The following is a 24,770-nucleotide window of genomic DNA, read 5'->3' on the forward strand; positions in this document are numbered from 1 at the left end:
AAATTCGTCTCCTAATTAGGATTCTTAGTTGAGGTGGGACAATGGAAGTTTCGGGTTCAGATAAAGCGCAAGACGATTCGCAGTTAATCAAGCAATTGTTTGTGGAAGGAAAAGACATCTCCTCTGATCTGCTTTTGTCCTCAGAAGAAAATTTTGCAGAATATGTATCATTAGAAGAAACATTGGTGGGATTATTCGGCGATTTATCTCTGCACTTCAAAGAAGACGGTTTTGCGGACTTTCGGGAAAAATTGGATTTGGCAAAGGCCGAATTCTCTCTCGGATCGGGTGCCGGAAACGAATTACCCGAATTCCTAAAGCATTATACCGAAGAGAACTTGGCGCAGCCCGTGAGAAAGGACAGTTTGATCCTTCGGCTTTCCAACAAAGGAATCCAAATTATCGATAGTTTGCTTGAAACCGTTCAAGTCCGAGAGTCACTTGTTATGACTCCCAGCTTACGTGCGTCAGCGGAAGCAACTTCTCCGGACACAAATTCAGTAGTTTTCGAAGAAACAACAACTCAAAATCAAAGATTTTATTATCAGATTGTCAAAGAAACTCCGGATGAGATCTACCTAAGTGTAAAAGCCGAAACAAACGGAGAAGGTCCGTTCCATCAGGTGAATTTGAAAAAAGACGGTCGTTTCATTCTTTCGAGCAAAATCTCCCAAGAAGGAACTGCGAGCTTTTCCGGTCTCAAACCAGGTAACTACAGCATTGAGTTTCTCGCTGTGGGACGCTCAAAATCATTTGACTTGTCCGTTCTAGTTGGTTAGCCTTTCGATGGGATGCTTTCTCTCATCATCGACCGAGTCGGAAATGTAAACATATTCAATGTTCTGGAAGGAAATATTCCAGGCGAAGAATCCCATATTCAATCTACCATTGACGACGACCTGATTTTAGAATACATCAGCGAAGTCGATAGCCTAGTCCGGGTTTCCCAGGCAGTTCTCAACAATCAAAACCAAGTAGTCAACGCGGATGTTCTCCACGATCTTCGGATTTTGGGAGAAACTTTCTACCAACAGTTCTTTCCGGAAAGCATTGTTCAAAAACTCAAAAGTACATCTCAAAAAAGCATTCATTTCAATATAGATCCGGCATTGGCTCTCATTCCCTGGGAGCTTTTGCATGACAGCAATTCCTTTCTTTCGGACCGTTTTCGGATCGGTAAAACCATTCGAGGGGGACTTCATCTTTCTCCCCAAAGATCCAACGAAAAAATCAAAATGTTGATCATTGCCGATCCTACCGAGGATTTGCCGGGGGCTCAAAAAGAGGGGGAAGTTTTATTTTCCATCCTAAGCCAAAAAGTTCCCTCCCATCTATTGGAATTGGAATTCATCGGGGGAAGACAAGTCACCAAGCTCAAGTTACTTTCTCTTATCAAAGACAAACATGTGATTCATTATTCAGGGCATCTGCATTTCTCAGACGACTCTCTGGAAAACGGATGGTTGCTTTCCGACGGCAAAATTTTAAAAGCACGCGAAATCAAATCCACCGGAATCAATACGGACATAGTATTTTCCAATTCTTGCATGTCGGCAAAGATGGCCGGCAAAAAGCTAAATACCGATATTTTGAACCAATACGCGGGAGCATTTTTGACGGCAGGAATCAAAACATTTATCGGAACCAATTGGGAAATCTTGGATAACGAAAGAACGATTGATTTTACGATTCGGTTTTATACTTTTTTATTCTCTGAAAAATCCGTCGGTGAGTCTTTGTTTTTGGCGAAAGAATTTGCCCGAAGGAATTACCATTCCAACGATTTGACCTGGGCGAATTATGCGTTATACGGCAATCCTGATTTTTTACTGATCACCCAGCCGCGTACCAGTTTGCCTGCCCAGAAAATTTTGAATCCTACGCTTGTATTCGAATTTTATCCGTCTCCGATCGCACTTGCTTATTCGAAGTTTTTATCTCTTCAGAAAACCGCAACGCCTCAGATCGAACTTTTAAAATCTTTGGTATTTATCTTTGAAAGTTTTTCCAAAGTGCTGGGTATGATTGTATTCAGCGATCATAGATTTCATTCCATGGACAAGGCAATTCCAAATAACCCAGATGATGCGGTAACCATTCGCAAATGGTGGGAATTGGTTTACAGTTGTATTTGGGACTTTCAGAAGTTGAAAATTTCCACTTTTATGGAATCGATTTCGGATACCTTGAATGCACAAAAGGATACTATATTCAAAATCATCGGTTGGATGGAGTCGTGGGAAGAAAAGCCGATTCCTAAAGACGATTTGGAATCTTACCTTATTATCTTTCAGTTTTTCCAAGAGAACTTGATGTTGGAGTTTTCAGAATTGGAAAAAGTGAATATACTTTTGGTTTCGGAAAGCAATCAACACCATTATTTTTTCAAAGGTACGAAACCTACTTACGCTCTTATCAATGCACCGGGTGTGAAAGACCGAACCATCGACCAACAGTTGACCAATTATCGCGGCAGTTTGATATTATTTCATGATAAGAAAAAAACAGCCATTCCTTATCTGACTTATTTCAAAGAGAAAAAAGAAACCGGTGATTTGGAATTGGTATTTAGCGGACTTGAAACTTTCAAAATGGAAACGTCTACCGGTTGAGTTTATGCCATCCTGACAAAGGCAGCGTATCCTGCGGTGCCTGTTGTGGTCTTTTTAATTTGAAATTGGACACGGAAGGTTATAAAAAACTTCTCCAAGATAGAACCGAAGAATTCCAGTCGAATGTAAATTTTTCCATCCGTCATAGCTTTCCTGCTTACAGACAATCCAGAGAAAAGTTGGAAAATGAAATCCCCAAAAAGGATGATATGACTTATAATTGTCCCTTTCTCGGATATGTGAACCGCGATGGGAAAAAAATAGGATGTATGATCCATCCCATTTTTACGGGAGATCCTAAAAGTCAGAATTTTTCTTTTTACGGGGCTTCTATCTGCCAAGCCTATGATTGCAAAAACAAAGAACATGAACTTGCACTTCTATGGGAAGATTTGTTCGTAAAAGTTGCGGAGGACTCGGTTCAATTTTCCCATCTGGCATCAGATCATATTTTGATCTATGCGATCGAAAAATGGATCGGTTTTAAAAATTGGAATATGGAAGAAGGGATTTTACGATTTCAGGAATTGATTGTATCTCTCTTTCGGATTCGTTTGCAACGAATCGCAAATTTTAATCCCACCTCTTTCGAAGTCAGATACGATAGTTTTCCGGAAGAATCTTCCGTTTATGTTTTTTTAAGAGAGAACTTGGGAGAAGGGTTTTACGATTTGGAAGAAGAGATGAAAAAATCCCCGGCAAGAATCGACTAACCGGGGTTTGTTGAATCCAAGGGATTCTTAAGCTTTAGAAGTTGCAGAAGCTACTTTTTGTTTCGCGTCAGCAACAGTGGTATTTACTTTTCCGATAAGGGAATCAATTTGTGAAATCCCGTCTTGGAGGTATTTTCTCAAATTTACAGATACTTCGCTTTGGTCTTGTGCACCTTTAGCGGCTAGGCTTTGGAATTCAGTGTTGATTTTGGTCCACGCTGTTTCAGCTTCCGTTTTTGCAGTAGTTACTGCGCCTAAGATAAAGTTTAAACTGTCTTTTACTTGTTTTTCCATTTTCGGTTCCTCGTTTTAGTTGTGCATTGCACTATTCCTTTTTGTGCGCTGCTCCATAAAACGTCAATGGTTTTTTTTAATTTTTTTCCGTCGGGTTTAAAAAAAAATGACCTATGGTTTCTGACCGATTTTCACCCATCTCCTGGAAAACAGGGGAATTAACCCTTCTCGATCAACGTTCCCTCCCTAGAAAAAAGGAATTTCTGAAGATTACCTCGGTAAACGAAACGATTTCCGCAATTCGTGAAATGGCCGTTAGGGGAGCGCCTGCCATTGCCATAACGGGTGTGTTTGGGCTGGCTCTTGGTGCAAAATCGAAATCGGGAGATGTCTTACCGAACGATTTAAAAAACCTATTGGCCAGTGTGATGGAGTCCAGACCCACGGCAGTCAATCTTTCCTATGCTTTGAAGGAAGCCGAAACCAGAGTAAAACACTCGTTACACTGGGAAGATGTTTTCATCATTTGGGAAAAACTTGCTTTGGAACTTATGCAAAATGATCTTTCCGACAACTTGAACCTGGGTAAAAACGGATTGAGCTTATTTTCGGAGTCAAAAGACGAAGTTCATATCGTCACTCATTGCAATACGGGAGCTCTTGCTACCGCAGGACACGGAACTGCATTGGGAGTGATCCGATCTCTTCGGGATGCCGGGAAAAAAGTGATCGTATATGCGGATGAAACGAGACCTTTCTTGCAAGGTTCCAGACTGACTGCATTTGAAATGATGGAAGAAGGGATCGAATGTTATATCATTACGGACGGAATGTCCGGATGGCTGTTTAACAACCGTAAAATCGATGCGGTTCTAGTCGGATGTGACCGCGTTGCTGCAAACGGTGATACTGCAAATAAAATAGGAACTTATACTCTGGCCATATCCGCAAAACAACACCGGGTTCCGTTTTACGTATGCGCAACAAAGGATAGTTTCGATTTGAAATTGGAAACGGGATCACAAATCCCGATTGAGATGAGAAGGGAAGAAGAGGTAACTCGTTTTGATTTTCTAAAAAGCGGGAATGGAGAGATTTTTTTACCGGAAGGAATGACCGCTCCCGTGGGTGCCCGGGCTCTCAATCCTTCCTTTGATATCACTCCCTGTTCGTTTATCGCAAATTTTATCACCGAGTTCGGGTGTTTTCCTCCGGAAGAAATCAAAACTCGTCTAAGGAAGTGAGGACATTATGGAAGAAGAAATTACATTGGGCGGCGGATGTTTTTGGTGTACGGAAGCAGTTTACTTGCGAATCCCCGGAGTTCTTTCGGTAAAGTCCGGTTATGCGGGCGGTACGGTCAAATCCCCCACTTACAAACAAATTTGCACAGGTACCACAGGACATGCGGAAGTCATCCAAGTGAAATTTGATCAGAGCCAAATAAATCTTTCTCAAATCTTGGATATATTTTGGAAAGCTCATGATCCTACCACTCTCAACCGTCAGGGAAATGATGTAGGAACTCAGTATCGTTCCGTTATTTTTTATAAAGATGAGACTCAAAAAAAGATAGCCGAGGATTCCAAAAAGAATGCGGCAAAATCATTCTCCGACCCGATCGTAACGGAGATTTCGCCGTTGCCTGAATTTTATACGGCAGAGGACTACCATCAGGATTACTTTCGGTTGAATCCGGGGAATCCATATTGCAATTATGTGATTCCTCCGAAACTGGAAAAACTGGGTTTGAAGCTATAGAAATTTAAGTTATTTTGCTTTGAAAGCGGTCATCATGGCTTTGTCCTGGTTCGGGAAAAAGTTCATGATGAAAGCAGTTTGCGCTTTTGTCAGTTTTTCAATCTGACGTCTGTACTTGATGGTCGCTCCGGGATGAGCCGTATTTCGAACCACAACCTTCACATTCTCGCTGTTATATCGAGTCATCTTAAGCTCTTCCACTTTTGATTTTAAAAGTTCGAGAGTTCTGGATTTTTTTTGGTAATTATCGAATACTTCTTTGAATTTGAGTTTGCGGGCATCGTCTATTTTCCCGCGAGATCTTTGTACGACGTCCTTGATCTTTTGGATTTCAGGCAAAACCGATTCCAATTCTTTTTCCAATTGGACGAGTCTACTCGAACCTTCCGTAAATAAGCGATCGTTTTTATAATGAAATCCGACTTCGATGGTAGTATCCATTTGCGCTGTGGAACCAAACGAGGATAATGTGACACCTTTGAATGCAATCACTTCCGATCCGATGAGAGAGGATGTTTCTCCGGTAAGGATGATGTTACCCAAACAAAAGATTTTGGAGCCAAGGATGAAATTTTCTACGATACAATCTCCATCGATTTCTATGATTGCGTTTTCGATGAATTTTGTACGAAGATCTCCTTTGACACGGATGATTCCTTTTCCCTTTCCTTTGACTCCACCTTTTACTTCCAGGTCCTCCCCTACAGTAACCTCAGAAGATTCGACGTTTCCATCCAAATATAAGGATCCGCTACAGACGAGAACGGCACCTTCTTCAATCGTACCTTTTACCTTAATGGTTCCGTCAAAATTGATATTTCCCGTTCCAAGCCCGATGCTCGAATCAATATTCAATTCGGAAGATACCGTAAGCGAATTGTCTGTTGAGAAAACCGCACCACTGACTGCGGCATAAAATTCTTTTACTGTGTAACCGGGATTTTCGGAATCTTCCACGGTCTTCGGAAGTACATTTCGTCCGAGAGTAATCTTCGGTCTGTCGATCGGGTTGGGATAAACCGGTTTTCCTTCAACATCTGTTCCCTGTTCGCCGGGAACTCCTTCGAATAAGGTGGCTAGTTTGTCACCTTCTTTGACATGTATGTATTTATTGATATTTCTGAAATCAGCGCTTCCGTCATCTTTTACTACGACTCTTTGCGCTCTTGGGAAAAAAAACTTGATCCAACCACTTTTCCCTTGTTTGGCGGGAATTCCTCTTGCTACTATGAATTCGATTTGGGCCTTTTGTTGAGTGGCATCTTTTGTTGCGTTGTCTATGACTGTGACCGCTTTGTCCAGTTCGTTCATTTCGATACGATCCGGATGAACACCGGCTCTTTCGATGGATTCCAAGATTACATATTTGTCCAATATCCCGCCGATCAACCATAGCGGTCTTGCAACTAATGTAGCTGTTAGACGGTCATCGGAAATTTGAACACGCAAACCCCTTTCCGGATTGAATTCTGGGTTTTTGTTCTGGGAGCTATCCATTCTGATTAAATTATCGGCAAATCGCTACAAAAAGCAAAGAATAATCTCAATTCTTTAACCATTTGAAAAAAGATCCGAAGGTCTGCAATAATGCCGGAATGCCTGCAATTTGGGTATGGAGCGGCAATTGGTCGCCGTGGGTAAGCGCGCTAGAAGTTCTGAAGACGAATTTATGGTTTTTCTCTTGGAAATACCCGGCCAATTTTTCCGATTCTTTGGGCGAAATCACAGGATCGGTTTCGCCGTGTAAAAGAGAAACAGGAGCTTTCAAACCGTTCATATTGTAATAGGGGGAAAAGGCTTTGGGTACGCTAATATCGTAGGAAGCTAACATACGTTTGGAAATTTCTTCCCGGAAGGAAGGGGACGAAATGACTTTGTTATAAAAATCCTGAGATGCCTTTTTCGTTTTTTTCAGTAGTACGGGAGCTTTTGCCTGACCGTTCGTTCTAAGTAGTGCGTTGTCCACTGCGGCTTCGTAAAAAACTGGCAAGAGATCGGATGATAATTTCGGTTCGATTCTGTCGATCAGGTTATAAAGCAGAACCAAAACTCCGTAATTATCCACTTCGAAATTTTTAAATACAAATGGAAAGGTATCTAAAAAATCCGAATAAGCTCCAACAGCCATAATGGAAGAAATTCTTTCGGAAAGTTTGGGACGTGAACAAGCGATAAGGCCCATTCCTCCCGAAAAACTGACCGAAAAAAATCCGAATCTCTTTCCATCATACCAAGTGTTGTTATCCGAAAGCTCGATTCCCAGTTCTTCGATATGATCGACGGTTTCAGGCTTGAGGAGTAATCCTCTTACTTCCGTCAGTTCGGGAAGGATCACGCTAAATCCGCAATAAGCAAGATTTTCCGCAAGGTCGATGATTCTCTGGTCGTCGATTCCAAGAATGCTCATCCCATGTTGAAGGTATATGCCGGGAAGTTTTTGTCTGCTCCTGCTCGCGGGCCAATAGACGTTCGCTCTTCTTTTGTTTTTAAGAGTGAGTGATTCGGATTGAATCTTTTTATTTTTTATGAGTCCGCCGTAAAGGGAGATCAATGGAAAGGAGAGGAGATATTGCCTCATGCTGGCTCAAATATTTATTTCTGCGGGTATTTTTCCAGCAATAAAATTGTATAAAGTCTTCCCAGATATTCTTCTTCCCGTCTGTCTTTCAGAAAAAAAATCAAAATATATTGTCTGTATCTTTCCAAAGAGATGGGAACAAGTTTGTGGTTTAAATTTTCAGGAGGCAGTATGTCTATTTCAAATCGTCCGAGCCTCATTTCGGAAATAAGTTTTCCACTGATTTGGTTGGCAAATTCCATCATGATGGATGAGGAGTGAGCCCTGGATGTGGAATCGATTTGAAATGATTTTGCAATACGAGGAAGTAACTTGAGTTTGGTGTAACCGTCCAATCCTAGATAAACTTTTCCGCTCAGGTCTCCTACAAACTCAACGCAAGTTGCATTTTCATAACAAAATCCTTCGTTTTTCGAAGGACCGTACGCCTCTCTTTCCGCCTGGACTTGCAGAGTTTTCTGAAAATGTTCGGGCAGAACCTGAGAAACGGTTAAAATGAATTTTTCGTCTAGGAGTGGATCCATTTAAGCCGCATTATGCAGAATGCTATCTTCCAAAGATTGATAGGCTTTTTTGATCCATTGGTCGAAACGAAGTCCCGGCTCCGTCTTGGAAGAATAACCTAATGCCAGTTCGCAATTGAAATCGAGAGAATCCAATTCTTCCACAAAGGATTGAATGAAATTTGTGAATTTTTCCAGATTGGAATTCGGAATGAAACCTGCGATGATGTGATCTTCCAATTGGAATAAACCGATATCGCTGAATCCTTTCTTTTTTACGGCTTCGTTCAAACAAATCGCAAATTCCTGCGAATGAGAGGAGTTGATGAACTTGAGAAGGATCAGGTTCTGGTGAAGGTGGGAATAAAAACGATCTTTTGCTGTAGTATAAAAATGAGATTTATTGAATAGATAGGTTTTGGAATCACGAAGCGCTTTATAGTATTCTTTTTTTTCCAAAAGCTTTTCGGATAGTAGAATGGTGGATTCCCAGAATGAATTGATTTCATTTTCAAAAAATCTGTCCTTTGTTTCCAGACAGACCAGACCGAATAGACTCTGGTTCAAGGAGAGGGGGAGATAAAGTTTGCGGCCCGACCTATTCAACGAAGGCAATAATTCTAATATTCTGTTTTGTTCATATTCTTCCCAGTCCAGGTCGTTGGATTCCGAGTCGATGAGAAGGCTGTCTTTTTGCCAAAAACATTCCGTGAACCTCAATCCATCGTAATACGCATATAAGGTGGAGGATATCTTGGGGTTTTTCTTCGGTAAAATATATTCTTTGACGGTTTCGGAGAAAAGGTTTCGATTTTCCCTTTGTTTCAATTCCTTCGCCATTGAGACTGGATCCGAGTCGGAAAAGAAAGGAATCTCCTGTATAGTTTCCGAGTTTGCAATTTGGATTTCCGGTTTGGGGTCCAAAGGGACGGTTTCTTCCGAAGCCATCGTAGAGATATTCTCTTCAAATTGCGCCGGCACAGTGCTCATTTCGGAGATTGCATACATAAGAAGACAAAGAAGTAATGTGGAAGTGAGAAGGAGACCGAACGTAGTCCAAGAGAAATAAAGCCAAAATTGAAGCAAAAGTCCGGTGGTAAAAAAAATAATAGGAATTAAATATCGTTTCATGATAGATTTGCCGTTACTCTTTATAACGGGCAGATTTCCAAATCTCTGAAATGATTTTCTCTCCGAAACGAACCACAGAATGAAACTTTATACAGAGCTGGCTGAATATTATTTTACCATTGAAGAAGCCGGCAGGAAATTTTCGGAAGAAGTCGATTTTCTCAGAGAAACATTCAAAAGACATAAAATCGGAACCATCATCGATATAGGTTGCGGAACCGGCGAACACGTAAAAGAGATCCAAGCCATGGGTTTCAAAGTTCTAGGTGTGGATGCATCCCAAAGAATGTTGGAAATCGCTAAAGTCCGATATCCCCATTGTCATTTTGAATACGGCAAAATGGAAGATTTTGTCGCAAAACAACCTGTAGACGCGATTGTCTGCCTTTACGGAACTTTCAATTATCTATTAAATGATGATGCTGTTATCGGTTTTCTCCGCAACACTCATAAAAACTTGAAACAGGCCGGGCTCATCGTTTTTGAAATCTGGAATGCCGATCCCATTCACCGTATCAAAAGAAAGCCGATAACCGTTGTTAGTAATGTACGTCAGGGCAATATTTCCATCCGCCGTAATCGTGGATTTCGTATGACAAGGGCAGACGATGTTGCCATTGTGGAAGTGAACTACGTATATAACTTGAATTCGAAAGATGTGAAAGACCGTCATACCATGAGGGTTTTTCATTATCCGCAGATTCAAACTTTCTTAGACGATGCCAAATTTGAAATTTTACATGTCTATGGAAGTTATGCTGAGGAAAAATACTTAAAAACTGGGGCAAGGATTCTCGTCGTAGCAAAAAAGAGATCTTGACTTCCTTTTTCAATCTGGTATCCCAATGAGTTGGGAGAATATATGACTGATACATCCAAATTCCAAGTAGTAGTGATCGGAGGAGGACCGGGAGGTTATGTCGCTGCGATTCGTTCCGCACAACTCGGACTCAATACTGCAATCATTGAAAGAGAAAGACTCGGTGGAATTTGTTTGAATTGGGGGTGCATTCCCACCAAAGCTCTGTTAGAGAGCGCGCATGTCTTGGAACATTTGAAAAAAGCCGCCAGTTTCGGACTGAAGGCCGAAAATGTATCCGTAGAATTCGAACAAGTCATCAAACGTTCCCGTTCCGTTGCGGATCAAATGGCAAAGGGAGTCGAGTTTTTGATGAAGAAAAACAAAATCACCGTTCTTAGCGGCGATGCGGTCCTCAAAGACAAATCCAATATTGAAATCAAAAATGAGAAAGGCGAAACAAGTTTGGTTTCAGCCGATCATATCATTCTGGCGGTAGGGGCCAAAAACAAAGCCCTTCCTTTTTTACCGTTTGACGGTGATAAGGTGCTTTCCGCAAAAGAAGCGATGATTCAAAAAAGCGTTCCGAAAAATCTCGCTATCATAGGTGCGGGTGCCATAGGAGTGGAGTTCGCCGATTTCTATCAGTCAATGGGCTCCAAGGTAACGATCATTGAGTTCCAGGATCATTTGTTGCCGAACGAAGATACGGAGATCTCTCAGATTTTGGAGAGAAGCTATAAAAAAAGGGAAATAGAACAATACTTAAGTTATGCGGTTGAATCCGCTTCCGTTTCTGGCGATGGGGTCGAACTTGTTCTTCAGGATCGTAAATCCGCGAAAAAAGAGAAATTAAAATTCGATAAAGTGATCGTAGGAGTGGGAATTGCACCTAATACAAGTAATATCGGTCTGGAGTCGATAGGGGTCAAAACCAAGAACGGGTTTATCGAAGTGGATGCAAAATACAGAACGTCCGTAGATACGATTTATTCCATCGGGGATTGTATCGCCACTCCGTCTCTTGCCCATGTGGCGAGTGCCGAAGGAATTCGTGCTTCGGAAGACATTTCCATTAGAAACGGGAATCCGCATAAAATCACAATCCATCCGTTGAATTATAATTATATTCCCGGATGTACTTACTGTCATCCGGAAGTGGCGAGTGTCGGGCTTTCGGAAGCAAAAGCGCTTTCTCTGGGTTATGAGATTCAAATTGGTAAGTTTCCTTTTACCGCCAGTGGTCGTGCACAGGCGCAAGGGGATACTACCGGTATGGTAAAGATCGTCTCCGATAAAAAACACGGAGAGATTCTCGGTGCGCATATTATAGGAAGTGGTGCTACTGAATTGATCGCCGAATTAACATTAGGTGCCAATATGGAGGTCACAGTCCGTGAGCTTGCGAATACGATTCATGCTCACCCTACCATTTCGGAGGGAATCATGGATGCTGCGGCCGCGGTTCTAGGTGAAGCGATTAATATTTGAAATTCATTTATGTGGTGTACTTCGCTATGTTTTTTTTAGCGATTTGAGTTTGTAAGAATTTCCGCGGATATTCAGCTGGTTTTAATCGGTTCAGTTTGATCAGAGCGAACCGATTTTACGTTATGTCCAGATTTTTCTTTATTACTATTTTATTGTTTTCGAATGTTTGGGTCAATTGCAATTCACCGACTTTCCTGAATTCCTGTGATCCCAAGTCCGAAGGGTTTTGGAAAACCCTTTTGGGAAAAAATATACTGAAAGATCATTCTCCTCACTGCGGTGTTTCCGGTTACCTTTCCGTTTCTTCATCGGAACCGCTTTACTCCGGCAGAGATTATTGGCTGGATTATATCAAAAACGATGGGAAAGATTATTTTTCCGCTTCGAATTCTCCTTGTGACGGAACGGAGACGGGAGGATACTCCGCTTGTATTCATGCAGGTGAAATGAGATCCGTTCGTGTTAGTTGGGGACAACTTTCCCCGAATTCCTGCGAAGGGTATTCTGCAAATGATAGTGAAAGCGCATTTTTGTATGCTTGCAGCTTGCATCCAGACGGAGGAATTCGCCTAACGTCTACATCTTTGCTTCCTGGAAAAAGATTGGGTGATCTTGTGGATTCGAATACTCTTCGTTTCAAACCGATTCAGATTTTCGTATATTTAAACGGAAATCTAGTCGGAAAATCAGAGCCTGCTGTTTGGTGGAAAAATCCCATTTATCCGTTTCCTGTTACGGGTGGGATATTAGGCAAACCGTACGATTTGTATTATATCGGTTCGGATACCAATGTTTCCAATACTACAACTTTCAATTCTCCCAAACTGGGAGTGATTCAGTCTTCCTCATCCGTAGTGAATGTTTCTGCGGTAGATTGGTTGGTTTTTAACGGAAGTTTTCCTTATCTGGAAGGACTCATACAGGGAAGTTCACCGATTAGCGTCGTTACCATCAATTCCTCTTCGCGATTCGCTTATGTAAGAGAAGTTTCGATCAATTCGGCTTCGGGAAGTATGTTTGCAGTTTACGGTTCCATGGGAATGTATCGGAACTTGCGATTGTTTGGCGGTGGTTCTTCCGCTGAGGGAATCAAGGTAAGTTCTTCAGGAACGGCTACGGAGGCGAATGTTTTTAAATCGGTGTTAGTCGGAGGAGCAGATTCCAATGCGATCAGTCTTTACGTATCCGCTACCGGTTCCAAAATTTTCAATCAAGCATTCTCAGATATCACTATTTTTTCCTCCTCTTCCGCGGAAGCGTTTATGGTTGGGAATGCAGGAAGTGCCGAAATCAGCGGTTTTTTGACCAGAGAATTAACGATAGCCAATGCCGGTTTGCCTGGCTTTGTTCACCAAACAAGTGCTACTGTTCCATTCAATCATATTACCGATATGAATATGGGATTTATCAATAATAGTTCGCCGGTATTTAATTTATACTCAACTTCAACGACGGATATGGATGCAAAAGTATTGAATGTTGCCTCTTTGATCGGGAATTTTGAAACAACGAATGTCAGTAATTCTTATTTTTCGGGTAACTTGAAAGTCAGCGTCGGAGCATCTTGTACTGTGGCTGGCGGTTTAAATCCCGGAATCGTTACTACAACTTGCGCAAAAAACGGTTATTCCGATTTTGATCTATATTCGAATCTTTCTTCCTCGGATAGTTTTGTGGGGCAAGTCGTTCAAGATGATAATAAAAATTCTTACGATGTTGCGGGTTATTATCCATCCGCTTCTGTTCCCAATGAAATAAGATTTTATGACTCAATGCAAAACCCTTATCGTGCTTGGGGTAATAATGATTCCTCGACTGCATATACTCCTGCAATGAGGGGAAATTGCGGAGGCATTTGTAGGATTTACGATTGGTCCCTTCGAAATTCGGATACGGTTTTGAGAAATGCAAATCCTTGCCCTGATCCCGCCAAACCGATGTTTCATACGATTTCAGGAGCAGGTAATACGGATCAGGTGTGTTCTTCCTTCTTGAGAGGTGCTAAAACCGCATCGGGAAATATTTGCCAAATCATTCATTTACGAAATGCGGTAGAGATTCTCGGGGACGGGAGCGGCAATGAGAATTTGTTTTGTGAATCGGGAGAGGATTGTTTGTACACTCCGAACATAGCTTCCTACCAAGGTCATGGAAAATTAGTAAAGGCGAGTTCTGTTTCTCCGACTCATTGCACGGATATAGGTTCGGGGAACTTAATCTCTAACGTTCGTTTGTTTCAGTATGAAACAAACGGTTATTGAAAAACTTAATCAATGTTTTGTTTGGTTGGGCGCGTCGAATGTGTTATAGGATCTGAAATCATACAGTGCCCGACCCGGCTCTTCACTCCAATCTTCGCTGGACGCGAAGGATTTCCGTTACGATCCGTCGCGCGAAAAATGATAATGGAACATAGCCTACTTGTGAATATAAAAGACCCCGCGCCAGGGATTGCAGTGAAAACCCTTCGCTTATGCGAAGGTTGAAACGGAAAGCCCGGTCGGGGATTGTGTTTGATTTTTATCATCTAACGAGTTCGAGGCGCACAGGGAAATGGGAGTTGGTAGTGTTCTTTGGTAGTTCTTCAGGATGTATTGGATTTTATTCTGGTATCCCCGCCCGATTTTGGGTGGGGAACTAGACCCGCCACCCAATGTGTTCCTTTTAACATAGGTTAAATTATTTGTAAAGGGGAACCTTGTTTTCCGTGAATTTTTTAAAATAAAGTTCGGCTTTTTGCCGGTGGATGCGGTGGGGTTTGGAGTTAGAGTTCTAACTTCGTTTTCAACCAATCCAAGGTTTGTTTGGGATTTTCAAAAGGGAAAAAATGAGTGATTCCTGGCCAGATGGTTACGGAGGAACTAGGATTTTTTTTTGTGATGAGTTTGGCTAAGTCGGGACTACAGACTTCGTATTCTTCGGGGATGAGTACATGGACTTCCCGGGAGACTTTATAAAAGTTCACGAATATATGATAATGAGCATCTCCGAATATCTGAGCTTCCACTCTCGGATCGCAACATAATTCCACCTCCTTTCCGTTACCTGTCTCTTTGATACAAGAGTTCAGATAATCTTCAAAAACAGAGTCGTCAAACTTAGAGAAGGCGGGAAATTTACGATAGGATCTTCTTACCAGTTCCATGGAGCTGAAAGTTTTTCTTCTTTTTAATGCGCCTTTTTCCAAAGGACTTTTTAGAAATTTTCCCAGGGTGATCATTTTCCAACCTAAGATCACCGGGTCGAATGCGATCAATTTTTTAAATCGTTCCGGTTCTTTGACGGAAGCAAGTATTGTGGAAGCTCCCCCCAAAGAATGACCTATGGTCTGAATCGAATTGATTTTTTCGCGGTCGAGAAGGGATAAGATCTGGTCTCTAAAAAAGTTCCAATTATTAAAATCCAAAGTGAAATCACTTTTTCCATGCCCGGCAAAATCCAGTGCAAGGACTCGGTAGTCTTTTTGCAAAACCTCGTGGTAGTACTTGTAACAGCCCGCACTGTACCCGTTGGCGTGGCAGAATAGAAGGGGAGGTTTGTCTGATTCGTAGTCGTAGTATGTTAGATTGATTCCTCGAAAAGCAAAGGATTTTGTTTTCATTTTTCTATTTGACCTGCTTACAAATCATTCCAAATTGCCAGTATCTCATGCAAGTCCAGATCATCCTAGTCTTCTGTATAGCCGTATTCTTCAACGCTCTTGCGAATATATTGATTAAATCTTCTTCCTTGCAAGATGCTCAAAGCCAAGGCACTTCCTCTCCCGTCGGGATCATATGGACTATCTTGAATCCTTATTTTATCGCCGGTCTGGCCTCCTTCGGATTGGCACTCCTAGGTTACCGGTTTGTCTTAGGGAAAGGGCTTAAACTTTCTCTCGCCTATCCGGTGTTCACTTCCAGCGGATTTATCATCGTGCTCATGGCTTCTGCTTTCTTTTTCAAAGAGAGATTGAATTGGACGCAGTGGATGGGTATAGGCTTCATTTTGATCGGTGTTTGGCTTACCGCCTTGCAAATGTTTGATGTTGAATCTTGAAACCTATTTGTTGTTTTTTAATATCAGCTTGTCTTTTCTTTTGTAAACCATCTCCGAAAACATCTTTACCCGTCCCCGAAACTCCGAACAAACCCAACATTCTCTGGATTGTGATCGATTCCTTGCGGGGAGATGTGATCGGAAGATACGGGGTCACTCCCGAATTGGAAAAATTTTCCAAAACTTCCTATGTGTTTGCAAACCATTTGGTCAATGCGGCCTGGACAAGACCGTCCACACTTGTATTTTTTACCGGCAAATACGCTTCGAGAAATCCCGTTAATTTCTGGGATTATCCAACTCCTCAAAATGAAGTGACGGCTTTTTATGAATCGGAACTTTTTCCTTTGCCGAAACTTTTATCGCAAAACGGAATCGATACGGTCATGGTGGGAAACAATCCTTTCGTTACGGATAAAAACGGTCTGGGGGTAAATGTGGGTTTTCAAATTTTGCATGAATATTCCCACTTGAGTAACGATACACCTCAAATCACAAAAAAAAGTTTGGAAGTCATCACATCCTTTTCGGAAGCAAAGAAACCTTTTTTCTTTTTTTTGAATTTCAACGATCCTCATAAACCTTATACTCCTCCTTCTGGTTTCCGGGAAAGAATCAAGTCGGATGAAATCATGGAAGAAAGAAAGAGGGATTATCTCGGAGAAGTCGCTTATATTGATCAAGAATTGTCCGTTGTATTTGACGCTTTAAAAAAGAAAGGACTTTGGGATAATACCTGCATTATCATTACGGCTGACCACGGTGAGGTGATGCATCCTGAACATGCGATCTCTCCTTTTACGGGAACAAATACATTTTTCGGACACGGACAGGATTTGTTTCTGGAAAATATTTCAGTTCCTCTCTTGATCAAATTTCCAAACCAAACAACCAGCACTATTTTTAAAAACAGAACCCGTTCCATTGATTTGTATCCTACCGTTTTGGAATTATTAGGAATGCAAAAAAAATCCGATATAGACGGAGAAAGTCTATTTCCCATCATTCGGGGAGAAGAGACCAAAAAACGACTGTACTACGGAGAAACAAGATCCACGCAAGGGATCGGAATTGGGGATGATTTCCTTCTCCAAAGATCCTATCGTTTTCACGAGTTAGGTAGATTTTGGGAAGGAGGAGTCGGAAGGGAAACTTTTTACTTCTATGATGTTTCCAAAGACCCGGAACAAATCCATCCGATTCGATTTTTGGATATTTCCGAAATAAAAAACTCCGAGCTTGCAAATGATCTGAAGACAAAGATTGAATCTTTATGGTCGCGTATCCGGTTGACCGAACCGAATTTGACCCGTTATACGATCCGTTTGAATCCCGGACGATTCAATCAAGGGATTTTGAAAGCAGTTGCCCGGGTGAATGTGGGACGAATCCGCATTCTTAAAAAAAACATCAGTTCCTGTTTGGAGATTTCCCATTCGGAAAGGGAGTTGACTGTTCTTTGGAATTCGGATAAAAGCAAACAATTAGAAAATAAAACGAAGGATTCGGAAGTTGTTTTTGAAGTATATCCCGACGTAACTTTCCCGAGCTTTCATTTGTTTCAAAATGATTTGGAAATCACCAACGGAAATTTGGGTGCGGGTTCTTTTGATCTAACGCCTGTTGGCTGTAGATTGAATTGCGAAACCTTATACGATTCTCCTATCGGTGCTCCGAGACCGACGAATGAAATCCGTATGCAGGTTTGGAGATCGGGAAATAATAAAAAAGAATACGTTCGTTCCGATAAATTGGAAACGGATGCGGTGAATATACTCCGCAAACAAGGCTATATTCAGTAAATCAATCGTTATCGTTATTGGTTACACTTACGTCCGTCGGATCGATTCCGTTATAATTTGCATCCGCCGAAGTGACCGATCCCGTAATAATGGAATAAGGAATATTTCCGTCTATCGCACCTGCATCTTCCACTCCTGTGATCGTAATGGTTTTGGCGGTGCTCCAACAATCGACCCCGGGACAACTTCCGTCGAATTGAACATTCGTCACTGCGATCGTTCCTTCCGCGGTATTGGAAGAGCTGAGAGGAATCGTCACAATGCCGCTCGGTTGGCTGTTCAAACGAATTGTAAAATTGGCAGTGCCTCCCGATTCCGTTGTTACAAGTCCGACTGTAGGAGTGATGATCACGGAAGCAGTATCATTGTCGGTATTGGTGATGGAAACATCCGGCAATGCGAGTCCGTTGAAAGCGGTTCCTCCTCCTGATAAAGAACCCAGTTGTGCGAAAAAATTGATATTTCCGTCGACACTGAAGTCATCAATCCCGGTTACATATACGTCTTGTAAGGTGTTCCAATTGGCGGTAGTGAAACTGAGACTTGTCGGAGTGACGGTTCCTTCGGAAGTGTTGCTGCTTGAGATGGTTCCGAGTGTGACACCGGAGGCAGGTCTTGCTCGAAGTCTGACTTGGAATCTTGCTTGTCCTCCCGCCTCGGTCGTGTTAAGTGCCGGACTTCCGACGAGCCCTCCGTTCGCGTTGGCCCCGCCTGCTCCCGGACAGGAAACGGTACTTGCACAAGGAATGATATCGAAAATGGTCTCTATATTTTTACCGGAAGTAGGTAAAGTATAAGCGGATAAGGATTGATAAAGAACGGACCCCGCTCCTCCCGTTGTGACTTCACCGGAAGATGAACTGAGTGCAATGGTAAAACTCTGATCTCCCGATACTCCTGTGTTTACACCTGTCATTGTTACCGTTTGCGTTGATCCATAGTTAGATGGTGTAAACGTCAAAGTCGAAGGACTGAATGTTACGATTCCGCCCGGAGTAGGAGTATAACTTACCGTAATATCCGCGACTGGTTGCGAACTTAAGATCAAGTCAAACGCAGACTGTGCTCCCGACCAGGAAGTGACAAAAGGGCTGGGAGTTTGGTTGCTGACCGTATAACCCGCCGTATCGTTGTCCGTTAAAGTCAAGCTGGGATCTGCGGGATCGTAACCGTTATAATACGCGTCTCCCGAAGTAAGAGCTCCGACTTGGATGGGACAGGAAATCGTCCCGTCATTCACCGCATCGTTATTTGGGGTAACAGTGATTTGGTTATGTGTCCCTGCTACATTCCAATTGGAAGAGTCAAGTGTGACCGACGTAGCGGAAATCGCAAATTGATCCACTACCGGGCTGGTAAGTAACCTACAAGGATAGGACGTACTCAATGAAATAGGTATGGTCACGGTGCTACTGGGAGCTTGAACCAAAAATATATACACTTGGAATGCAGCCGCATTTTCCGCCATGCTCATGGATGCAGGAGTGGAAATAGTCACCTTGCTTACTGCAATATCATAATTGATCAGATTGGCTGTGGCTCCTGTTGCCCCTACGAAACTATTGTACCAGGAAGGAGTGCTCCCCGATTCCGTTCCACCGGATACGGTCACCGTATAGGCAACATTCGCAGTATCTCCGTTATCCGGTTCTCCCCGAATCACTACATCAACGGGAATGTTCCAATTGGTGGAATCAAAAGTATACACGTTCGAATTTGCAAGTACATCGGGACCTGTCGATACAAGAATCCGTCCTTCCGCAGAATTCGTTGTTGCTACGGTGATTGTAACCGAGTTTCCCACAATCGGTGAAGTAGCCAATTGCAACTGATAGGTGGTCTGTAACCCGTTCTCCGCCGTAAATGCTTGGGAGCCTGCTTTCAATGCAAAAGTTGCTTTGTTAGGTGAAGGGTTGTCATCATCCGTGATTGAAACCGTAACATCACTCGGATCCTGTCCGTCATAATCCGTGCCGGAAGAAGAGATCGCACCTAAGGTGAAAGTATGGTTCCTTGTTAAAATTTCATCATAAGAATCATTTGATGGAATGATTGTTACAGTTTGATTTGTGTTCCAGTTGGCCTGAGTGAATGTAAGGCTTGCAGGTGAAAATGTATATTGAGTCACATCGGGTGCGGAGAATACTTCCGAACTCAATGGAATCGTAACGGAACCGGTTGCGCAGTTCGCCAAATTGCCGGGAGTATCGCAAGGTGCGGAATTGAGTCTTACTGTAAAAGTTCCGTTTGCCCCTCCTTCCGTAACCGCCACCGTTCCAGTGGAAATGGTAAAACCTTTCGTATCATTATCAATCAATGTAACCAATAGATTTCCCGTGGCCGGAGTATAACCTGAAATGATTTGATCCGGCCTAAGGCCCGCATAAAAAGAACCCGATGCGGCAGGGATATTGATGTTTACCGGAATGTCCCCGTCATCGAATGCATCCGTGACCGAACGTATGGTGATTGTTTGAGCTACATCCCATCCGCTTGTGGAAGAAGATCCTGTAAAGTTATTAGCCTGTCCGTTCGTAGTAGTGAATGTTAGGCTGCGGGAAGTAGTAGGATTGCCACTGCTATCCAAAACGACAATTTCAGAAGTATCCGAACTTACAATCGGTCCGATGGTTACTGTGGAGCCCGGCAAGATGGCAAGTTTGATTTCGAAGGTAATGGTCGAAATACCGTTCTCCGGAAGTGTCAACCCGGATGAAATATTTTGCAATATCACTTGAGGAGTACCGCTATCCACATTCGTTGCGCTTACGGAAGAAACGGACATTCCGCTGTATTTTGCATCTGCGGAAGTAGCATTTGCAAAATTGATATTTACACTTCCGTTTCCATCCAAACTTCCATCTAACACGGATGTGATTGTGACAGTTTGGGCAACATTCCAATTGGCGGTAGTGAAACTGAGGCTGGAAGGAGATACGGTAATCTCTGAGGTATTACTTGATGTAATGCTTGTTAAGTTGACTGTCGCAGTCGGTTGGGAATTCAGAACAACGGTAAATGTAGTCGATATAGGGCCCGCATTTTCATTTACCACCAAACCGGATGCAGGTGACATTGTGAATCCGGCGGTATCATCATCGGTAACAGATATATTGACAGACGAAGGAATCGTAACGGAATCGTAGCCTGTATCCCTTGTGCCGGAAGATGTATCCACGGAGCCGAAGGAAATCGTTACCGACCTGGTATCTTCGTCGATTGCATTGTTCTGTCCGGAGGCTGTGATTGATTGGGGTACGTTCCAATTGGCGGATGTAAAACTCAAACTGGTCGGACTGACTGTCACCAACCCGGAGTTAGATGAATTGATTCCTGTGATACTTACCGTTTGGCCTGCGGGAGGTTTGGAAGTCAGACTGAAAGAAAATACCTGAGACCCTCCGTTTTCGGAAAAGCTGATTCCGCTCGTCGGAGTCAGAGTGAATCCTCTGGTATCGTCATCCGTATTTGTTACATTGGGAAAACTTGGAGCGACGGGACAAAGCGGAGTTGCGGGAGGAGTACAAAGTGTACTATTATAATATCCGTCACTGGATGTGGCGGCACTCGCAACGATTGTGACGGTTTGGTTTCCATCCGCTTCGAAATCATTTACACCTGTGACTGTGACAAGTTGGGGAACATTCCAATTCGCAGGTGTGAATACCAAAGAAGACGGTGTTGCCGTACCTTCCGTAGCCGGAGAGGCGACAATGGATGATATGGTGACGTTTCCGGTAGGAATGGTGTTCATAACGACGGAAAATTGTGCGGCACCACCTGCTTCTGTTATCGTTAAAGTAGTGTTATTCACGACTGTAAACCCGGCGGTATCATTGTCCGTGTTTGTTCCCGTTGCAACAGGTACAGACTTACCGTTGTAAGACGGATCATCTGAGCTCGTAAGTCCTGCGGAGATGGTATAAGTTTGAGCACCGTCTATAACAGCACCGTCGTCCGTTCCTGTGATTTCAATGTATTGAGGAACGTCCCAGTTATCGTAAGTAAACGTGAGAGTTGTATTAGGTGCTGTTGCTTCGGCAGGAACGGAAGAAGAAAACCCGCTTAAAATCACCGGTCGCATCGGGCGTGTTTGCAAAACATAATAGATCTTTGCCGTAGTTCCGTTTTCGGAAGTAAGAAGTCCGCTGACAGGATTTGTAGCAACTCCTGATGTTTCATCGTCAGTGTTCACTAATGGAATGATAGGAAGACTTTGTTCCGTAAATCTTCCGTCGTCTGTCAGCCAGTTTCCCAAACTTACCTGATAAGAAATATTTCCATCACTGAGTGAATCATCCAGTCCTTTGATCGTGATTGTTTGAATGGTATTCCAATTGGAAGGAGTGAATGTCAGATAATTGCTGCCGACTACCGCACCTTCCGTGCTATCCGAAACGGAAATAGGTCCGATACGAACTTCGCTTTTCGGTTCAAGATTGAGTTTGACTTCAAAACTGGCTTGTTTTCCGGATTCACTTGTAAAAAGGTAAACGTCTGCATCATAAATCAAATTCCCTTTATCCGAAGAGCCGCTGAAGAATGCTCCCAGCCAAAGAAAAAGGCTGGAACGTACGACGGTTTGACAGGAAAAAGTGAAGAATAAAATACAAGCTAACGTTAGGTGGATTTTTTTCATCACTGAATAGGAAGAACCATTACCGGAATAAAAATCGCTTTTCTTTTCCGATACTTCTCTTTATATATAACGTATCAAATCGTTTGGATTCCCGGTTCTTTTTTAAGAAACTGTAAATAAATATCATGACCAATCCCAAATCAAATCCATCTTCCGGTCCCTTGGCAGGCGTGAAAATTGTTGACTTATCCTTGCTACTTCCCGGGCCGCTCTGCTCACAACATCTTGCCGATATGGGTGCGGAAGTGATCAAAATCGAAAACCCCCGGGCATACGACGGCGCTCGTGCGATGTTCAAAGGTAACTCCGGTTATTCGGCATTATTCATGATGCTGAATCGCAATAAAAAAGCCATCACTTTGAATTTAAAGCGTCCTGCGTCTCAGGAGATTCTATTCAAATTACTCGCCGATGCGGATGTCCTTTTGGAAGGATTTCGCCCGGACGGAATGGATAAGATGGGGATAGGATATGATGTCCTGAAAGAAAAGTTTCCAAGACTGATCTACTGCGGAATTTCCGGTTACGGAACCTCGGGAAAGTACGTAAACTTTGCCGGACATGACTTGAACTACTTAGCACTTTCCGGAGTTCTTCATCAAACGGGAAATCCTCCCAGACCAGCCGGGTTCCAACTGGCGGATATCGGAGGGGGGACTTTGACAGCAGTCTCGGCGATCCTCGCAGCACTGTATCATCGGGAAAAAACAGGAAGAGGTCAGAGGATTGACGTCTCGATGACGGATGCTTCCTTGCAATTTCTATCTTTGTACGGAGGGATTTATTCCGCTTCCGGAAAAACTCCCGAGGCAGGAAACGAAATCCTCTCGGGGAAACTTCCCAATTACAATATCTACGAAACCAAAGAAGGAAGATATGTGGCATTGGGAGCTTTGGAAGATATGTTCTTTCAAACTTTCCTTCGTGCCGCGGGGATGGAAAATCTAACCAAAGAGACTCCGCTTACGGAAGAAAATCTTCCGCTCATTAAACAAAAGTTAACTGATTATTTTTTATCGAAAACATATGCGGATTTGGAGCCGATTTTTTTGAATGAAGATTCCTGTCTGACTCCCATATTGTCTTTGGAAGAAGTGGTGAAAGATCCTTATTTCAGAGAACGCAAAATGGTATTTGAGGCCAAAACCGAAAAATACGGAAATGTGCTTCAATTCGGTTCTCCTTTTCATTTTTCGGAAACTCCTTTCAGTTATAGAAACGACCCTCCGGATCATGGAGAACATACGAATGAAATTTTGAAATCTTTGGGATATTCCGAAGGAAATATAGAAGAATTTAGAAAAGACAGAGTCATTTAGTTTTTCTTTTTTCGTATGCCTTGCTATTTTGTCCCATGTCTCCTGTAAAATGGATTGATTGGGTATTATATGAAACTGATTCAAACATCCGACTTGCATCTATCCGCTTCCAATGACAAGGAATACGGATTAGGTGTTCTTCGGGAAATTTTCCAAACGGCAGAAAAAAACGAAGTCGTAACTATACTGTTATGTGGTGATATATTCGATACTTATTCCGATCTGGAAGCGCTTCGCACGGCATTTATAGAAGAGTCGAAACAATTTAGCGGCAAAATTTATTTTCTACCGGGCAATCACGAAGCTCTTCGTAGAAAAGGATCGGAAAACGGATACGGGAAATTCGATTGGGGCACTCAGATTCAGGTTATTGACGGGGAACCTTATGAATTGATTTCTTTGAATGAAGAAATAGAGATCCTGGGAATCCCTCATCAGGAAAACTACGGTAGATTATTAACAGGCAATCCTCCTGTCAAAAAAGCGAAATTCAGAATCGGAATGGCACATGCGACCGTGTCCGGAATGAGTTTTGCAGGAATCAATAATGAGGAAGAGGACGGAGGAATATTGGATTCCAATCAATTGCAATCGTTGAACTGTGACTATGTGGCTGTAGGCCATATTCATTCCGCGCGTTCCCAAGTGTTCGGAAATTGCGAAATTGCCTATGCGGGATCTTCCCGGGTATGGAGAAAAGGGGAAACCGGTCCGAGACAAGGGTATCTCTTGGAAATAAAAAACAATCGCATTCAAAAATCACCTTTGGTTTGGGAGAAGGCGGGCCAATTTCGAGAAGTAAACATTGATTTGGCGTTAGATGGAAAACCTGAAAAAAATCCGGAATTCTACTTTGAAGGATTCGGACCGAATGATTGGGTTTACATTCGATGGAATGGTTATGTGGAAGATATGAATCCCAAAAAAGATTTTGAATTGCAACTCTTGAAAGAATGGAAACCGAAATTCAGAACGATGGATTTTGACAAGGAAGAGTCCGGCTTACGTTTGATTTCCGGAATTCAGGAAAATGCATTTATCAAACGTTTTGTGGAAGAGATGGAAAAGAGAAAAGCGGGCGAAGATCCTAAAACTTGGGAAAGAATGAAACGACTCGGCTTTGAGATGCTTTTATCGGGAAAAAATTAAG

At 42.6% G+C, this 24,770-nt stretch carries 19 protein-coding genes; 12 read left to right on the forward strand and 7 right to left on the reverse strand.

The features are described 5' to 3' along the window. Nucleotides 1-41: 41 nt before the first annotated feature. The 3 genes from DI077_RS02675 to DI077_RS02685 are packed head-to-tail and all read left to right on the forward strand — an operon-like array spanning nt 42 to nt 3,325. Entirely contained in the window at nt 42-779 is a 738-nt protein-coding gene (locus DI077_RS02675) for a hypothetical protein (protein ID WP_109020045.1), read from the forward strand. Nucleotides 780-791: 12 nt separating this feature from the next. Beyond that, nucleotides 792-2,612, forward strand: coding sequence for a CHAT domain-containing protein (locus DI077_RS02680; RefSeq protein WP_109020046.1), 1,821 nt, complete (start codon nt 792-794; stop codon nt 2,610-2,612). After that, the gene (locus DI077_RS02685; RefSeq protein ID WP_109020047.1) at nt 2,609-3,325 is read left to right on the forward strand and encodes a hypothetical protein; all 717 of its coding nucleotides are present in this window, start codon (nt 2,609-2,611) and stop codon (nt 3,323-3,325) included. Before DI077_RS02680 ends, DI077_RS02685 begins: the two co-directional genes overlap by 4 nt. A 27-nt stretch (nt 3,326-3,352) precedes the next feature. Here the strand turns inward: DI077_RS02685 and DI077_RS02690 are convergent, their stop codons facing one another. Next, complete coding sequence (locus tag DI077_RS02690) at nt 3,353-3,619, reverse strand: sigma-54 down-regulated protein (protein WP_109020048.1); 267 nt, start codon at nt 3,617-3,619, stop codon at nt 3,353-3,355. 113 nt (nt 3,620-3,732) lie between these two features. On the opposite strand from DI077_RS02690, the gene mtnA reads away from it, so the two are divergent. Next, nucleotides 3,733-4,803, forward strand: coding sequence for an S-methyl-5-thioribose-1-phosphate isomerase (gene mtnA, locus DI077_RS02695; protein ID WP_109020049.1), 1,071 nt, complete (start codon nt 3,733-3,735; stop codon nt 4,801-4,803). A 7-nt stretch (nt 4,804-4,810) separates the two neighbouring features. Then, on the forward strand, nt 4,811-5,320 hold the full coding sequence (msrA, locus tag DI077_RS02700; RefSeq protein WP_109020050.1) for a peptide-methionine (S)-S-oxide reductase MsrA: 510 nt from the start codon (nt 4,811-4,813) through the stop codon (nt 5,318-5,320). A 9-nt stretch (nt 5,321-5,329) separates the two neighbouring features. On the opposite strand, the gene DI077_RS02705 is transcribed toward msrA, so the two are convergent. Genes DI077_RS02705 through DI077_RS02720 form a run of 4 tightly spaced genes read right to left on the reverse strand, consistent with a single transcriptional unit; the run spans nt 5,330 to nt 9,532 of the window. Continuing rightward, nucleotides 5,330-6,817, reverse strand: coding sequence for a DUF342 domain-containing protein (locus DI077_RS02705; RefSeq protein ID WP_109020051.1), 1,488 nt, complete (start codon nt 6,815-6,817; stop codon nt 5,330-5,332). A 46-nt stretch (nt 6,818-6,863) separates the two neighbouring features. Further along, complete coding sequence (locus tag DI077_RS02710) at nt 6,864-7,898, reverse strand: alpha/beta hydrolase family protein (RefSeq protein ID WP_109020052.1); 1,035 nt, start codon at nt 7,896-7,898, stop codon at nt 6,864-6,866. Nucleotides 7,899-7,912: 14 nt separating this feature from the next. Continuing rightward, nucleotides 7,913-8,422 (reverse strand): chemotaxis protein CheX, encoded by a 510-nt coding sequence (locus DI077_RS02715; protein WP_109020053.1) that lies wholly within the window; start codon nt 8,420-8,422, stop codon nt 7,913-7,915. Continuing rightward, complete coding sequence (locus tag DI077_RS02720; protein WP_109020054.1) at nt 8,423-9,532, reverse strand: hypothetical protein; 1,110 nt, start codon at nt 9,530-9,532, stop codon at nt 8,423-8,425. Nucleotides 9,533-9,611: 79 nt separating this feature from the next. Here DI077_RS02720 and DI077_RS02725 point away from each other — a divergent pair, with 79 nt between their 5' ends. The 3 genes from DI077_RS02725 (at nt 9,612) to DI077_RS02735 (ending at nt 14,083) form a co-directional block, all read left to right on the forward strand. Further along, nucleotides 9,612-10,352 carry a class I SAM-dependent DNA methyltransferase gene (locus DI077_RS02725; protein WP_109020055.1) on the forward strand — a complete coding sequence of 247 codons (741 nt, stop codon included), beginning with the start codon at nt 9,612-9,614 and terminating at the stop codon, nt 10,350-10,352. 42 nt (nt 10,353-10,394) lie between these two features. Next, entirely contained in the window at nt 10,395-11,822 is a 1,428-nt protein-coding gene (gene lpdA / locus DI077_RS02730) for a dihydrolipoyl dehydrogenase (RefSeq protein WP_109020056.1), read from the forward strand. Between the two features lie 122 nt (nt 11,823-11,944). Beyond that, nucleotides 11,945-14,083, forward strand: a complete 2,139-nt coding sequence (locus DI077_RS02735) for a hypothetical protein (RefSeq protein ID WP_109020057.1) — start codon at nt 11,945-11,947, stop codon at nt 14,081-14,083. 503 nt (nt 14,084-14,586) lie between these two features. Here DI077_RS02735 and DI077_RS02740 read toward each other — a convergent pair. After that, the gene (locus DI077_RS02740) at nt 14,587-15,423 is read right to left on the reverse strand and encodes an alpha/beta fold hydrolase (protein ID WP_109020058.1); all 837 of its coding nucleotides are present in this window, start codon (nt 15,421-15,423) and stop codon (nt 14,587-14,589) included. A 47-nt stretch (nt 15,424-15,470) separates the two neighbouring features. Between DI077_RS02740 and DI077_RS02745 the strand changes: the two genes are divergently transcribed. Further along, on the forward strand, nt 15,471-15,860 hold the full coding sequence (locus DI077_RS02745; protein ID WP_109020059.1) for a DMT family transporter: 390 nt from the start codon (nt 15,471-15,473) through the stop codon (nt 15,858-15,860). Then, nucleotides 15,857-17,662: a sulfatase gene (locus tag DI077_RS02750; RefSeq protein ID WP_278321658.1), complete on the forward strand. Its 1,806-nt coding sequence runs from the start codon at nt 15,857-15,859 to the stop codon at nt 17,660-17,662. Before DI077_RS02745 ends, DI077_RS02750 begins: the two co-directional genes overlap by 4 nt. 1 nt (nt 17,663) lies before the next feature. Here DI077_RS02750 and DI077_RS02755 read toward each other — a convergent pair whose 3' ends face one another. Next, nucleotides 17,664-22,301, reverse strand: coding sequence for a beta strand repeat-containing protein (locus DI077_RS02755; RefSeq protein ID WP_242935325.1), 4,638 nt, complete (start codon nt 22,299-22,301; stop codon nt 17,664-17,666). A gap of 125 nt (nt 22,302-22,426) precedes the next feature. Between DI077_RS02755 and DI077_RS02760 the strand changes: the two genes are divergently transcribed. Together DI077_RS02760 and DI077_RS02765 are read left to right on the forward strand one after the other, a co-directional pair. Continuing rightward, the gene (locus tag DI077_RS02760; RefSeq protein ID WP_109020061.1) at nt 22,427-23,620 is read left to right on the forward strand and encodes a CaiB/BaiF CoA transferase family protein; all 1,194 of its coding nucleotides are present in this window, start codon (nt 22,427-22,429) and stop codon (nt 23,618-23,620) included. A gap of 69 nt (nt 23,621-23,689) precedes the next feature. Further along, nucleotides 23,690-24,769 carry a metallophosphoesterase family protein gene (locus tag DI077_RS02765; protein ID WP_109020062.1) on the forward strand — a complete coding sequence of 360 codons (1,080 nt, stop codon included), beginning with the start codon at nt 23,690-23,692 and terminating at the stop codon, nt 24,767-24,769. Nucleotide 24,770: the final 1 nt, after the last annotated feature.

This window comes from Leptospira kobayashii (assembly GCF_003114835.2).
Taxonomy (GTDB): Bacteria; Spirochaetota; Leptospiria; order Leptospirales; family Leptospiraceae; genus Leptospira_A; species Leptospira_A kobayashii.